This window comes from Krasilnikovia sp. M28-CT-15 (assembly GCF_047159595.1).
Classification (GTDB): Bacteria; Actinomycetota; Actinomycetes; order Mycobacteriales; family Micromonosporaceae; genus Actinoplanes.
On the sequence record NZ_BAAGAK010000001.1, the window covers coordinates 4,499,420 to 4,514,758 of the forward strand.

At 73.1% G+C, this 15,339-nt stretch carries 6 protein-coding genes and 1 pseudogene; 3 read left to right on the plus strand and 4 right to left on the minus strand.

The window, feature by feature from the left end:
- The first annotated feature begins 319 nt into the window (after positions 1–319).
- Both ACMCNO_RS20520 and ACMCNO_RS20525 read left to right on the plus strand, forming a co-directional pair.
- Positions 320–1,850 (plus strand): annotated as a pseudogene (locus ACMCNO_RS20520) (dynamin family protein).
- 40 nt (positions 1,851–1,890) lie between these two features.
- Positions 1,891–3,891 (plus strand): Hsp70 family protein, encoded by a 2,001-nt coding sequence (locus ACMCNO_RS20525; protein ID WP_412751070.1) that lies wholly within the window; start codon positions 1,891–1,893, stop codon positions 3,889–3,891.
- 4 nt (positions 3,892–3,895) lie between these two features.
- Here the strand turns inward: ACMCNO_RS20525 and ACMCNO_RS20530 are convergent, their stop codons facing one another.
- Positions 3,896–5,551, minus strand: coding sequence for a diguanylate cyclase (locus ACMCNO_RS20530; RefSeq protein ID WP_412751071.1), 1,656 nt, complete (start codon positions 5,549–5,551; stop codon positions 3,896–3,898).
- Positions 5,552–5,781: 230 nt separating this feature from the next.
- Here ACMCNO_RS20530 and ACMCNO_RS20535 point away from each other — a divergent pair, with 230 nt between their 5' ends.
- Positions 5,782–11,262 (plus strand): carboxyl transferase domain-containing protein, encoded by a 5,481-nt coding sequence (locus tag ACMCNO_RS20535; protein WP_412751072.1) that lies wholly within the window; start codon positions 5,782–5,784, stop codon positions 11,260–11,262.
- A 92-nt stretch (positions 11,263–11,354) separates the two neighbouring features.
- Here ACMCNO_RS20535 and ACMCNO_RS20540 read toward each other — a convergent pair whose 3' ends face one another.
- The 3 genes from ACMCNO_RS20540 to ACMCNO_RS20550 are packed head-to-tail and all read right to left on the minus strand — an operon-like array spanning position 11,355 to position 15,298.
- Positions 11,355–13,487, minus strand: a complete 2,133-nt coding sequence (locus tag ACMCNO_RS20540; RefSeq protein ID WP_412751073.1) for a (Fe-S)-binding protein — start codon at positions 13,485–13,487, stop codon at positions 11,355–11,357.
- Between the two features lie 22 nt (positions 13,488–13,509).
- Positions 13,510–14,484: an electron transfer flavoprotein subunit alpha/FixB family protein gene (locus tag ACMCNO_RS20545; protein ID WP_412751074.1), complete on the minus strand. Its 975-nt coding sequence runs from the start codon at positions 14,482–14,484 to the stop codon at positions 13,510–13,512.
- Between the two features lie 43 nt (positions 14,485–14,527).
- Complete coding sequence (locus ACMCNO_RS20550) at positions 14,528–15,298, minus strand: electron transfer flavoprotein subunit beta/FixA family protein (protein ID WP_412751075.1); 771 nt, start codon at positions 15,296–15,298, stop codon at positions 14,528–14,530.
- Between the last annotated feature and the right edge of the window lie 41 nt (positions 15,299–15,339).

A 15,339-nucleotide genomic window follows, 5' to 3' on the forward strand; every position in this document is an offset into this window, starting at 1 on the left:
CAGTTTACGGCCGATGGCGGCGCAGACCGCACGACGTGCCCGTCGTCACGGCTCCCGGGCACCGGGCCCGTCGGCGGGGTGCGGCGTCACACCCTGGGCTGATCGGCCAGGCGTAGGTGACTGCGGGCACCTTGTTCGGGAAGGCTCGGGTCCGCGAGGCTTGCTGGCAGGTGGCATGCTCTGGGCGTCCAGTGGCCGCACGACGACGACCGGTGCGCGGGCGGCTACGGAACGCAGGCAGGCCGGGAAGCAGCGACGTGAGGATGTCCGAGTTGGTCAGGATGCGTGTGGTCGGGCGGCGGTCGGCCGCGGTGACCCGATGAGCCTGGTCGACCGTACCCGGGGTGTGCTCGGCCAGGCCATCGAGGTGTACCGCGGCACGGGCTACGAGCAGCGGCTGACCGCCGTGCGCGACCGGCTCGACGAACCGCTGCGGGTGGCCATCGCCGGCCGGATCAAGGCGGGCAAGTCGACACTGCTCAACGCGCTGGTCGGGGAACGGCTGGCCCCCACCGACGCGGGCGAGTGCACCCGCATCGTCACCTGGTACCGCGACGGGCACACCTATCAGGTGACGGCCCAGCCGTATCAGGGGCCGCCGCGGCAGCTGCGGTTCAGCCGTGAGGACGGCGCCATCGAGCTCGACCTGGGCGGCCTTCGGGTGGACGACGTGGCGCAGCTCGAGGTCACCTGGCCCTCGCAGGCATTGCGGAGCGTGACACTCATCGACACGCCGGGTATCGGGTCGCTGTCGGAGCAGACCTCGCGGCGGTCCTGGAGCCTGCTGGCGCCCGACGACGAGGAGACACCCGCCGACGCGGTCATCTACCTGCTTCGCCACCTGCACAGCAACGACGTCGAGTTCCTGCAGGCCTTCCACGACGTGGAGGTGTCCCGGCCCAACCCGGTCAACGCGATCGGGGTCCTGTCGCGGGCCGACGAGATCGCGGTGGGCCGGCTCGACGCGATGGCCTCGGCGCGCCGGGTCGCGGGCCGGCTGAGCACGGACCCGGCCGTGCGACGGCTGGTGCAGTCCGTGGTACCGGTGGCGGGTCTGCTGGCCGAGACCGCGGCGACCCTCACCGAAGTGGAGTTCGCCCGGCTGCGCAAGATCTCCGAGCTGCCCCCGGCGCAGGCCGAGCAGCTGCTGCTCACCGCGGACCGGTTCGTGAACACCATGCCGGAGCTGGGCATGACCTCCCTCGAACGGGAGTCGCTGCTGGGCCGCTTCGGCGTGTTCGGGCTGCGGCTGTCCGCGGCGCTGCTGCGCCACGGCACCTGTGGCACCGCGACGGAGCTGGCCCGGGAGCTGATCGAGCGCAGCGGGCTCGGACAGCTGCGCGAGGTCCTCGGCTCACTGTTCTTCGAACGCCGCGACGTCCTCAAGTCCCGGTCCGCGCTGCTGGCCCTGGCCGAGGTCACCCGGGTCTGCGACCGGCCGGGCAGCGCACGGGTCGCCGCCGGGGTGGAGGAGATCATCGCCTCGGCGCACCCGTTCAACGAGCTGCGGGTGCTCTCCAGCCTGCGCGCCGGGTGGGTGACCGGCAAGCCCGACGTCATCACCGAGCTGGAACAGCTCATCGGCGGCGCGGGCGCCGCGGTCCACCAGCGGCTGCGGCTGCCGCCGGACGCCACCGGCGCGGAGCTGGACGCGGCGGCGGACGCGGCGCTGGCCCGCTGGCAGCGCCGGGCCGAGAATCCGCTGACCTCGGCGGAACTGGCGATCGCCGCACGGGTGGCCGTCCGATCGTGCGAGGGCATGATCGCCGACCGGCGGCGGCTGCGGTGAAACACCGAGCCGGGATCGAACCGGCTGCGGCATCCCGGCGTTCGCCTCTGTGACGACATGATCGAGCCTTGTATCGATGACCATAATCGGAGCACCCATCCATGTACGCGCTTGGCATTGACCTCGGAACCACGTTCACGGCGGCGGCGATCTGGCGCGACGGCCGGGCGGAGACCGTCTCGCTCGGCGACCGGAGCGCGGCCATCCCGTCGGTGGTGTTGCTGCGGCAGGACGAGACGTTCCTGACCGGGGACGCGGCCCACCGCCGGGGGTTCTCCGAGCCACAGCGGGTGGCCCGCGAGTTCAAGCGGCGGCTCGGTGACACCACCCCGATCCTGCTCGGCGGTGTGCCGCAGTCGGCGGAGGCCCTGATGTCGCGGCTGCTGCGGTGGGTGGTCGACGAGGTGTCGCGCCGGGAGGGCAGCCGTCCCGCCGTGGTCTGCGTCACCCACCCGGCGAACTGGGGTCCGTACAAGATGGACCTGCTGCGCCAGGCCACCCGGATGGCCGACCTCGACGTGCCGGTGACCTACTCGAGCGAGCCCGAGGCGGCGGCGGTCAACTACACCCAGCAGCAGCGCGTCGAGCTCGGCACCGTGGTGGCCGTGTACGACCTCGGCGGCGGCACGTTCGACGCCGCGGTGCTGCGCAAGACCGCGACCGGGTTCGAGGTCCTCGGCCAGCCCGAGGGCATCGAGCGCCTCGGCGGCACCGACTTCGACGCCGCGGTCTTCAACCACGTCCGTACGGCGCTGGGCGGCAAGCTGGAGGAGCTGGACGAGGACGACCCCGCGGTGATCAATGCGGTGGTCCGGCTCCGGGACGAATGCGTGCAGGCCAAGGAGGCGCTGTCCTCGGACACCGACACGACCATCCCGGTGCTGCTGCCCAACTTGTCCACCGAGGTCCGGCTGACCCGGGCGGAGTTCGAGGCGATGGTCCGCCCGGCGCTGCACGGTTCCGTCGAGGCGCTGCAGCGGGCCATCCGGTCCGCCGACTGCGACCCGGAGCAGGTGCATTCGGTGCTGCTGGTGGGTGGCTCGTCCCGGATGCCGATCGTCGCCCAGCTGGTCGGCTCGGAGGTGGGGCGACCGGTGGTCGTCGACGCGCACCCCAAGCACGCGGTCGCGCTCGGCGCGGCCTGGCTGGCGGGCGGCGAACTGGCGAAGCCCGCGACCCCGGCGAAACCCGCGACCCCGGCGAAACCCGCAGGCCCTCAGCAGGCGGCTCCCGCGAGCCCGGTCGTGCCCGTGACCCCGCCGCGCCGGCAGGCCGCTCCCGCGGCCCCGATCGCACGGCCGCCCGCGCCCGCCGCCCCGCCCGTCAGCCCGGTGTCGTCCGCGGCCCCGTCCGTCGGGCCGGTCCCGGCGACCTACCGGGGCGGGTCCATGACCCCCGATCCGTCGACGCGGGTACTGCAGCCGGCGTTGCCCGCCGCGACCGTGGTCGGCAACGCGGGCGTTCCGGTGCCCGGCGCCGAGACGGGCGCACGGACCACCACGTTCGTCTCGGCCGCTGCCGCCGGTGCCGCGGAGGACACGCGCGGCCGTGGCCGGGTGGCCCTGCTGGCGGCGGCCGCGGTGCTGGTCGTCCTGATCGGCGGCGGCGCCGCGGCCTACGCGTACGGCAACCGCAAGGGGGTGCAGGACCGCAAGGCGACCGAAGGCGACCGCGCCGCGGCGGCCGTGACGCCCACGCTCCCGGCCGACGAGCAGTGCACCGACGAGATCAAGAGCAATCCGCGCTGGGTCTGCCTGACCTCGGCGAAGGTCTCCGGCGGCAAGTTCACCGTCGAGTACGACGCGGAGTTCAACGGCACCCCGCCCGCCATCAAGGGCGGCTACCACCTGCACATCTACGGCAGCGACGGCATCAACCCGCCGGACGCGATCATGGGCGAGCAGGCCGGTGCCCAGAAGGGCTTCTGGTACGTCGAGGACCGCAAGACGTCGGTGCTCGACACGGACGACCAGCGCTACATCAAGGCCATCGGCGACGCCCCGAAGGTGTGCGCCCGGATCGCGAACTCCCACCACGGACTCGTGGAGGACAGCCAGGGCAACTACGAGACCGGCAACTGCGTACCGATCAAGCGGAGGTGACGGGTCACCTGACCGGGTCGGCCATGACCCGGTTGCGGCCGGTGCGCTTGGCGGCGTAGAGGTTGCGGTCGGCCGCCGCCAGCAGCGCCGACGGGCTGGTCTGGCCGTTGGCGGCCGTGGTGAGCCCGAGGCTGGCGGTCACGGACATCCGGCCGGTGACCGGCTGCCAGTCGTGCCCGGCGATCGCCGCGCGCAGCTGTTCGCAGCGCCGGTGGGCCTCCTCGGCGGGAGTGTCCGGGAAGACGAGCACGAACTCCTCACCGCCGAGACGCCCGGCGACCGCGGACCCGTCCGCCGCGTCGGCCAGCAGGCCGGCGATCTGGATGAGTACGGCGTCGCCGGTGGCATGCGAGAGCGTGTCGTTGACCCGCTTGAAGTGGTCGAGGTCGACCAGGACGGCCGAGATCGGGGTGCCGGTGCGGGTGGCGTGCTCGACGAGGACGGCCAGCCGTTCGTCGATGTAACGGCGGTTGTACAGGCCGGTGAGCGGGTCGCGCTCGGCCAGCTCCCGGAACCGGGCGCTGTCGCGGCGGGCCTCCTCGTTCTCGAACATCGCCTGCATGGCGCGGGCGCGGGCCTCCCGCTGGGCCGACAGCAGCGACTGTGTCGCGGCGTAGAAGCGCTCGAACTCCTCGTACGCCTCGCGGTAGCGGCCGGTGGCCGCGTACAGCTGGGACTGCGCGTGCCGCACGTGTGCCCGCCCGGCGGCCACGCCGCGGGCGTCGCACAGCAGGGCGGCACGGTCAAGGGTGGCCTGGGCGGCGGGGTGGTCGCCGCGCAGCCGCTGGGCCTCGGCCGCCGTCAGCAGCGCGGTGGTCAGCATCAGGCCCTCGCTGATCAGGTACTCGGCCTCCCCGGTCAGGACCGGGCGCAGGACCGCCTCCGCCTCGGCGTACCGGCCGCGCGACACCTCGATGCGGGCGATGGTGTCGAGGATGTGGGCACCGAGGGTCAGGCCGTGGCGGGAGCTGACCGCCTGGAGCTCCGCAAGAATCGCCTGGACCTGTTCCTCGTCCCCGTCCTCGTACGCCGAGTAGGCCATGTTGTTGAGGATCTGCAGCACCATCTCGTGGTCGCCGGCGGCCGCGGCGATGTCGTGCGCCTGCTCGGCGCGGCGCCGCGACTCCTGCGCGGAGCCGTTCTCGTGCAGCAGCATCGCCAGGACCTGCAGGTGCCGGGCGCGCAGCCGCGCCGGTACGTCGGGCTCGGTGTGCGCCACCGCCTGCACCGCGTGGGTCAGCGCGTCGGCCGAGTCACCCACGTGGCGGAAGAAGCCCGCCAGCAGCAGGTGGCTGCGGGCCAGCAGGTAGGTGTCGCCGTGTTCGGTGGCCCAGGCGTTGACCTGCTGCGCGATGCGGCCGGACTCGGCGGCGTCGCCGTCGCGCCGCAGCACGTCGGCGCGGATCAGCCGGGCGCGCATCTGCAGGTCGGGCCGGTGCAGGGTGACCGCGAGCTGTTCGGCGTACGCGCCCGCCGTCCCGGTGGTGCGCAGCTCCTCGGTCCGGACCATCTCGAGCGTGTGCAGCCCCGCGGCCAGCCGTTCGGCGGCCCGCGGGTCGCCCGGCGACACCCCGGTGAAGAGGTCGGCGAAGCGGTCCGTCGTCCCCGACGGATCGACGGCCTCGGCGGCGTCCTTGACGCTCAACACCCTGTCACGCACAGCGAACGACGGTAGGTGCGCCATGTTGCCCGCCACCGCCGGTTTGCGGTGCAGTCCGGGTGCGCCGGGCCCGGGTGCCAAGCCCTCCGCTGCCAACCCCTACGGTCTGAGGGAGGCGGTAGGGGCGTTTCCGGGGTCTCCGGGACGCGCCGCCGCGGTGTAGAAAGGGCGCGACGATCCGGCACCCCGGCGCGTCGCACCTGTTGCAGAACTGCGAGGAGAGTCAGCCGGTGTTCAAGCGCGTCGCGATCGTCAACCGCGGAGAGGCCGCGATGCGGCTCATCCACGCCGTACGGGACCTGTCGGCCGAGACCGGAACGCGGATCGAGACGGTCGCTCTCTACACCGACGAGGAGCGCTCGGCGACCTTCGTCCGGCAGGCCGACATCGGCTACCCGCTCGGTCCCGCCTCGGCCCGCCCGTACCTGGATCACGCCGCGCTGGAGCGGGCGCTGCTGGAGACCGGCGCCGACGCGGCCTGGGTCGGCTGGGGGTTCGTCGCCGAGGACCCGGCGTTCGCCGAGCTGTGCGAGCGGATCGGGGTCACCTTCGTCGGGCCGAGCGCGGAGGCGATGCGCAAGCTCGGCGACAAGATCGGCGCGAAGCTGATCGCCGAGGAGGTCGGGGTGCCGGTCGCCGCGTGGAGCCGCGGCGAGGTCGCCACGCTGGCGGACGCGCTGCGCGCCGGTGAACAGATCGGCTACCCGCTGATGCTCAAGGCGACCGCGGGCGGCGGCGGCCGGGGCATCCGCATGGTGGCCTCGCACGACGAGCTGACCGACGCGTACGAGCGGACCAGCCAGGAGGCGTTGCGGGCCTTCGGCTCGGGCGTGGTGTTCCTGGAGCGGCTGGTCACCGGCGCCCGGCACGTCGAGGTGCAGGTCATCGCGGACGGGCAGGGCACCGCCTGGGCGCTGGGCGTGCGGGACTGCTCGGTGCAGCGGCGCAACCAGAAGATCATCGAGGAGTCCGCGTCGGTGGTGCTGGCCCCGCAGCAGGCGGCCGAGCTGAAGGCGGCGGCCGTGCGGCTGGCCCTGGCGGTGGACTACCGGGGCGCGGGCACGGTGGAGTTCCTGTACCAGCCCGCGGAGAAGCTGTTCGCGTTCCTGGAGGTCAACACGCGGCTGCAGGTCGAGCACCCGATCACCGAGATCACCACGGGCACCGACCTGGTCAAGCTGCAGCTGCACGTGGCTTCCGGGGGGCGGCTGACCGGTGAGCAGCCGGGCGAGAGCGGGCACGCGGTGGAGGCGCGCCTCAACGCCGAGGACCCGGACCGCGACTTCGCTCCCGCCCCGGGACGCATCGCGCGGCTGGCGCTGCCCGCCGGGCCCGGCATCCGGGTGGACACCGGGGTCTCGGAGGGCGACACCATCCCGGCCGCCTTCGACTCCATGATCGCCAAGATCATCGCGTACGGCCGGGACCGCGACGAGGCGCTGGGACGGCTGCGCCGGGCGATGACCGAGACCACGGTGATCATCGAGGGCGGCGCCACCAACAAGAGCTTCGTGCTGGACCTGCTGGACCAGCCCGAGGTGATCGACGGCAGCGCCGACACCGGCTGGATCGACCGGCAGCGCGCCGCAGGCCGCCTGGTCACCCACCGGCACTCCGCGATCGCCCTGGCCGCCGCCGCCATCGAGGCGTACCAGGACGAGGAGGAGGTCAGCCGCCAGCGCCTGCTCGCGACCGCGCACGGCGGGCGCCCGCAGGTGCAGCACGAGAGCGGCCGCCCGCTGGACCTCAAGCTGCGCGGTGCCGGTTACCGCGTGCAGGTCGCCCGCGTCGGCCGCAAGCGCTTCCGGGTCGGCATCTCGGCCGGCGGCGACGTGCGCTCCGTCGACGTCGAGATCGAGCGCTTCGACGAGCACAGCGGCCAGCTGGCCGTCAACGGGCACCGGTTCCGGCTGGTCACCGCGACGCACGGCCCCGTACACCTGGTCGAGGTCGACGGCGTCACCCACCGGGTCAGCCGCGACGAGGGCGGCGTCGTCCGCTCCCCCGCGCCCGCGCTGGTCGTGGCGACTCCGCTGGCGGTCGGCGACGAGGTCGAGGCGGGCGCGCCGATCGTGGTGCTGGAAAGCATGAAGATGGAGAACGTGCTGCGCGCCCCGTTCCGCGCCCGGGTCCGCGAATGCCCGGTCTCGGTGGGCAGCCAGGTCGAGACCGGCGCGCCGCTGATGCGGCTGGAGCCGCTCGACGACGAGTCCGACGCGGACGCCGAGGCGGCCGGGGACGCCGCGGAACTCGACCTGCCCGCGGAGCGGACCGACGTGCCTGCCACGGTCCGGGTCGAACGCGGCCTCCAGGACCTGCGCAGCCTGCTGCTCGGCTACGACGTCGACCCGCAGGACCGCAGCCGGGTGCTGGCCGGGTACCTGGCGGCCCGGGCCGAGCTGGGTGGCCGCCCGCTGCCCGGCGAGCTGGACCTGTTGACCGTCCTCGCCGACCTGCTGGAGCTGAGCCGCAACAAGCCCGCCGGCGAGGTCGAGGTCGAGCCGGGCAGCCCGGTGCACAGCCCGCGCGAGTACTTCCACAGCTACCTGCGCAGCCTCGACGTCGAGCGGGCCGGGGTCACGGACGAGTTCCAGGCCCGGCTGCGGCAGGTGCTCGGGCATTACGGCGTGAACGACCTCGACCGTACGCCGGAGCTGGAGGACGCGGTCTTCCGGATCTTCCTCGCCCAGCGGCGGGTGTCCGCCGACGTCGCGATCGTCTCCGAGCTGCTGCGGCAGTGGCTGGCCGGCCCGGCGCCGCGCGACCCGCTGGCCGAACGAGCCGGGCTCGCGCTGGAACACCTGATCGAGGCGACCCAGGTGCGCTTCCCCGCCGTGTCGGACCTGGCCCGCGGCGTGGTCTTCCGCTGGTTCGCCCAGCCGTTGCTGCGCCGCAACCGGGCCACGGTCTACGTCGAGGTACGCGACAGCCTGCGCCATCTCGACCTGAACCCGCACGCCCCCGACCGCGCCGAACGGATCCAGTCCATGGTGGCCAGCGCCGAGCCGCTGGTCCGCCTGATCGGCCAGCGGATCGGCCGGGCCGGCCGCGATCACGCGCCGCTGCTGGAGGTGCTGACCCGCCGCTACTACGGCAACCGCGGGCTGTCCCAGGTCGCCACGCGCGACGTCGCGGGCTGCCGGTTCGTCACCGCCGAGCACACCGGCACCAGCGGCGTGACCCGCGTGGTCGCCACCGCGGTGGACGTCGCCGCCCTGCCGAGGGCCATCGGCGCGATCGGCTCGTTCGCCGACGGTGTCACCGAGCGCGGGCTGGGCGCCGACGTCTACGTGCGGTGGGACGACCAGCCGGACGCCGACGCCACGGCCGTGCGGCTGGCGGAGCTGCTGACGACCGCGCCGCAGTCGGCGGCCCTGCGCCGGATCACCATCACGGTCGCCGGGATCAGCGGCGTGATGCACCACCACTTCACGTTCCGGCCCGGCGAGTCCGGGCTGGAGGAGGATCGGCTGATCCGGGGCCTGCACCCGCAGATCGCCCGGCGCCTGCAGCTGCAGCGGCTGGCCGAGTTCGCGCTGACCCGGCTGCCGTCGGTCGACGAGGAGATCTACCTGTTCAAGGCGGTCGCCCGCAGCAATCCGGCCGACGAGCGGCTCATCGCGATGGCCCAGGTCCGTGACCTCACGCCGCTGCGCGACACCGACGGCCGGCTGGTCGCGCTGCCCGCTCTGGAGAACACGGCCGCGGCCGCGCTGGACGCGATCCGCGACGTCCAGGCGCAGCGCCCGCAGAACAAGCGGTACGACACCAACCGCATCTTCATGTACGTCTGGCCGCCGACCGAGCTGCCGACCCACGACCTGAAGGCGCTGGTGCAGCGCATCCTGCCGACCACGGCGGGGGCGGGGCTGGAGGAGGTCCAGTTCCTCGCCCGGCGTCGCGCGCCCGGCGGTGACCTCACCGAGGTCGCGGTCCGGGTCACCCTCGATCCCGGCAACGGCGCGCAGCTGCACATCGGCGAGCCGTCCACCGAACCGGTACCGCCGCTGGACGATTACCGGCAGAAGGTGCTGCGCGCGGCGCGACGCGGCAACGTCTACCCGTACGAGCTGACCGACCTGCTGACCGGGCCGGACGGCGACTTCACCGAGCACGACCTGGGCGACGACGGGACGCTCGTGCCGGTGACGCGCCCGAAGGGCCGCAACACCGCGGCGCTGGTGGCCGGGGTGGTCACCACGCGGACCGTACGCCACCCCGAGGGCATCACCCGCGTGGTGCTGCTCGGCGACCCGACGAAGGCGCTGGGCGCACTGTCCGAGCCCGAGTGCGCGCGGGTCATCGCCGCGCTGGACCTGGCCGAGTCGATGCGGGTCCCGCTGGAGTGGTTCGCGCTGTCCGCGGGTGCGCGGATCTCGATGAACTCGGGCACCGAGAACATGGACTGGGTCGCGGCCGCGCTCAAGCGGATCGTCACGTTCACCCAGGACGGCGGCGAGATCAACGTCGTGGTCGCGGGGATCAACGTGGGCGCCCAGCCGTACTGGAACGCCGAGGCCACGATGCTCATGCACACCAAGGGCATCCTGGTGATGACGCCGGACTCGGCGATGGTGCTCACCGGCAAGCAGTCGCTGGACTTCTCCGGCGGCGTGTCGGCGGAGGACAACTTCGGCATCGGCGGCTACGACCGGGTGATGGGGCCCAACGGCCAGGCGCAGTACTGGGCGCCCGACCTGAGCGCCGCCCGGGACGTGCTGATGGCCCACTACGACCACACGTATGTGGTGCCCGGCGAGGCGGGGCCGCGGCGGGCCGCCACGGACGACCCGGCCGACCGCGACATCTCGACGTTCCCGCACGCGGTGGCGGGCAGCGACTTCGCCACGGTCGGCCAGATCTTCTCGGCCGAGCACAACCCCGACCGCAAGAAGCCCTTCGACATCCGTACGGTGATGCGCGCCCTGGCCGACCAGGACCACCAGGTCCTGGAGCGCTGGGCCGGGATGGCCGACGCGGACACCTCCGCGGTGCAGGACGTCCACATCGGCGGCTGGCCGGTCTGCCTGATCGGCATCGAATCGCGGTCGGTGCCGCGGCGCGGCTTCCCACCCACCGACGGTCCGGACACCTACACGGCAGGCACGCTGTTCCCGCAGTCGTCGAAGAAGACCGCCCGGGCGATCAACTCGGCGTCCGGCAACCGGCCGCTGGTGGTGCTGGCCAACCTGTCCGGGTTCGACGGCTCACCGGAGTCGATGCGCAAGCTGCAGCTGGAGTACGGCGCGGAGATCGGCCGGGCGATCGTCAACTTCGACGGCCCGATCGTGTTCTGTGTGATCTCCCGCTACCACGGCGGGGCGTTCGTGGTGTTCTCCAAGGCGCTCAACCCGAACATGACCGTGCTGGCGCTGGAGGGCTCGTTCGCCTCGGTGCTGGGCGGCGCCCCGGCCGCGGCCGTGGTCTTCTCCGGTGAGGTGAACAGCCGCACCGCGAACGACCCGCGGGTGACCGAGTTGCAGGCGCAGGTGGGCGCGGCCAGCGGCGCCGAGCGGGCGGCGCTGAACGCCCGGCTGGCCGAGACGCACTCCGCGGTGCGCGCGGAGAAGCTGGGTGAGGTCGCCGCCGAGTTCGACCGGGTGCACAGCATCCAGCGCGCGGTCGAGGTGGGCTCGGTGGACGCCATCGTCAGCACCGCCGAGTTGCGGCCGCGGATCATCGAGGCCATCGAACTCGCGATGAAGCGCTGACCCGGCCGACGCCGGCTGCCGGTGACCCCGTGGTCCCCGGCAGCCGGCGTCGGCTCGCCGCGCGACTGTCCATCGTGCACCGTGCGTTCGTGCTAGGACGCCCCCGGGGTCGTGCCCTCGCCACGCACCGACCGCAGCAGCAACTCCGACACGTCGGCGACCCGCACGTCGTCGGCCGCCTTGCCCTGCTGCTTGCGGGTGGCGACGCCGTCGGTGAGCATGCTGATGCAGAACGGGCAGGCCGCGGCGACCACGCTGGCGCCGGTCTCCAGCGCCTGGTCGGTGCGGGTCTCGTTGATGCGGGTGCCGAGCGGCTCCTCCATCCACATCCGGGCGCCGCCCGCCCCGCAGCAGAACGACGTCTCGCGGCTGCGCTCCATCTCGGTGAACTGCAGTCCCGGCACGCTGCCCAGCACGTCGCGGGGCGGGGAGAAGACACGGTTGTGCCGCCCCAGGTAGCAGGGGTCGTGGTAGGTGACCGCGGTGTCGACGGGGTGCGCCGGGCGCAGCCGTGCGTCCGCCACCAGCCGGGACAGCAGCTGGGTGTGGTGCACCACCTCGAAGTCACCACCGAGTTGCTGGTACTCGTTGCCGATCGCGTTGAAGCAGTGCGCGCAGGTCACCACGATCTTGCGGGCCCCGACGGTGGTGAGGGTGTCCACGTTCTGCCGGGCCAGCTCCTGGAACAGCATCTCCTGGCCGAGGCGGCGGGCGGAGTCGCCCGTACACGTCTCGCCGTCGCCGAGCACCATGAACTCGACGCCGGCCTCGTGCAGCAGTTCGGCGACCGCGCGGGTGGTGCGTTTGGCGTTCTCGTCCAGGGCGCCCGCGCAGCCCACCCAGAACAGGTACTCGACGTCGTCGGGCAGCCGCTGTTCACCGTTCGCACCGAAGACGCGCACCTCGAAGGGCAGCCCGGCCGTCCATTCCAGCCGGGCGTTCGCGCCACGGCCCCACGGGTCGCCCGCGCGTTCGAGGTTGCGCAGCAGGACGTTGGCCTCCTTCGGGAACTGGGACTCGATGAGCACCTGGTAGCGGCGCATGTCGACGATGTGGTCGACGTGCTCGATGTCGACCGGGCACTGCTCGACGCAGGCGCCACAGGTCACGCAGGACCACAGCACGTCGGGGTCGATGACCCCGCCGTCCGCGACCGGCGCGACCAGCGGTCGCTCCGCCTCCGCGCGGACGGCGTCGGGCAGCTTCGCGCGTTCGGCGTCCGACGAGGCCAGCAGGTACGGAGCCTTGTCCAGCGCGTGGTCGCGCAGGCTCATGATGACCAGTTTCGGGTTCAGCGGCTTGTCGGTGTGCCAGGCCGGGCACTGGGACTGGCAGCGGCCGCACTCCGTGCAGGAGCCGAAGTCCAGCATGCCCTTCCAGGTGAAGTCCTCGATCGCGCCCCGGCCGATCTTGTCTTCCTCGTCGGGGTCCTCGAAGTCGACCGGCTTGCCGCCCGAGTACACCGGGAGCAGCGGGCCGAGCCCGCGCGGGCGCCGGGAGAACAGCACGTTGAGCGGTGCCAGCCCGATGTGCAGGTGCTTGGAATGCACCACGATGACCAGGAACGCCAGCACGGCGCCCAGCGAGGCGAGGATGCCGACCGTCTCCAGCACCTCGTTGGCGGCCTCGCCCGCCGGTGCCAGCAACCGCCCGGCCGCCTCCGACGCGAACGCCCCCTCGGGGAACGGGAAGTTGCCGGTGTTGACCTGGGCGCCGCGGTAGAGCAGCAGCGTCCACATCACGTTGAAGATCATGAAGAGGACGAGCCACGCCGCGCCCAGGTGGGACCCGAAGAACCTCGACCGCCGCCCCTCCCGCTGCGGGCGGTGGCGCAGCCGGATCCCCGCGAAGACCACCAGCGAGACGAGGACGGCCACGATGAACAGGTCCTCGAGGAAGCCGAGCCAGGCCTGCGTGCCGACGATCGGGATGTGGAAGTCCGGGTCGAACAGCGCGCCGTAGCCCTCCACGATCGTCGCGCCCAGGATCACGAATCCCCAGAACACCGCGAAGTGCGCGACGCCGGGCACGCTCCATGTCAGCAGCTTGCGCTGGCCCAGCACCTCGGTGACGATCGCCCACCCGCGCGTGCCGAGGTCGCTGGTGCGTTCGGGTTCCGCCGGCTGGCCGGTGCGGGCCAGCCGGTACAGAGTGAGGATCCGCCGCCCGGCCAGTACGAACGCGACCGCGGTCAGCGTCAGCCCGAGCACCAGTCGTACCGTCACGTCGTCTCCTCGTTGTGGCTGATCATCGGGTGGCCTTGCGTCGTGCGATCTCGGCCAGCAGCTCGGGCACCACCCGGTGCACGTCGCCCACCACACCGAGGTCGGCCAGGTCGAAGATGGGCGCGGCAGGGTTCCGGTCGACCGCCACGATCTTCTCCGCGTGCTGCATGGCGGCCCGGTGGCGGACCGAACCCGAGATGCCGAGCGCCAGGTACAGGCGGGGGTGGACGATCGTGCCCAGCTGGTCGATCTGCTGGCCCCGCGGGCACCAGCCCAGTTCGGTCGCGGTGTGCGATCCGCCCACGGTGCCCCGCAGCGCCTCGGCCAGCGCCCCCACCAGGCCGAACGACTGGTGCGAGCCCAGGCCGCGGCCGCCCGCGACGACGATCGCCGCCGTGGCCAGGTCCGGACGGAGCCCGGCACCGCCCGAGCGCCGGGCGATCCGGCGAACGGCGCGGACCGCGGGCGGGAAGCGGACCTCGACCCGCTCGACCACCGGCTCCACCGGCGCCGCCACCGGCACGACCGCGTCGGTCCGTACGGTGAACACCGGCGTGCCCCTGGTCACGCTGGACTCCACGCGGTACGCACCGAGCAGCACAGACTGGACGCCGACCGGCCCGTCGGCGCCCCGGCGCAGGTCGACCACGTCGGTGATGAGGCCGGAGCTCAGCCGGGCGCACAGCCGGGCGGCGACCTCCTGTCCGAGCCGGTGGGAGGCGACCAGGACGGCGGCGGGGGTCGTGCGGCGGGTGAGCTGGACCAGCACCTCGACCCGGGCCGCGGCGGGATGCTCGTCCAGCTCGCTGCGGGTGACGGTCGCGATCCGGGTGGCGCCGAAACGGCCCAGCATGGCGATGTCGGCCGGGTCCGCGGGACCGCACAGGACGACCGTGGGCGGGCCGAGCCGACGGGCCAGGGTCAGCAGCGCGCCCGTGGAGCGGCACACGCTCCGGTCGGTCACGGTGTGGTCCGCCAGCACCAGCACCGGTCTCATCGCCCCTCCTCACGGGTCGGACTGCGGCCACCCGACGCTGCGGCTACAGGAACTGGTGGACCGTCAGGAAGTCCGCCAGCCGGATGGCCGCGACCGTGGGCTCGTCGCCGGGCACGAGGTGTGCGGTGCCGCCCGGCTGCGCCGAGACCGTGTGCACGACCGTGGTGTCGGCGCCGCGCTCGGTGATGCCGAGGTCGGCCAGCGACCAGGTGCGGACCAGCTTGTGGTGGGCGTCCAGGGTGGCGGCCAGCGAGGGCAGCCGCGGCTCGCCGCAGCGTTCGGTGACCGAAACCACGGCGGGCAGCGCGGCGGCGTACGCCCGCAGACCGGCGCCGTCGTCGCGGCCGATCTCGACCCGGTGCTCGCGGACCCGCAACAGGTCGGCGAAGCAGAGCACCGGAACGGCGAGCAGCTCCGCGACCATGGCCGGCACCGCGGCCGCGCCCGCGTCCGAGGACGCCGCGCCGGACAGGACGAGGTCGTACCCGATCCGGCCGACGGCTGCGGCCAGCACCCGCGCGGTGGTGAACGCGTCGCTGCCGCGCAGCCGGTCGTCGAGGATGTGGACGGCCTCGTCGGCGCCGAGAATCAACGCCCTGCGCAGCGCCTCGGCGGCCGCGGCCGGACCCATCGTGACCGCGGTGATCTGTACGTCGCGCCGCCGCCGCGCGATCCGCGCCGCCTGGTCGACGGCGTATTCGTCGGCCTCGTTGAGCTGGCCGCGCCGCGCGGTGCGGTCCAGGGTGTGATCGGCACCGAATGACATGTCGCGCAGGGTCCAGGGCACGTGTTTGACCAGGACGACGATCTTCATCAGTGCCAAGCCTCCGCCCGATCAAGAGCACGACGCTGCCG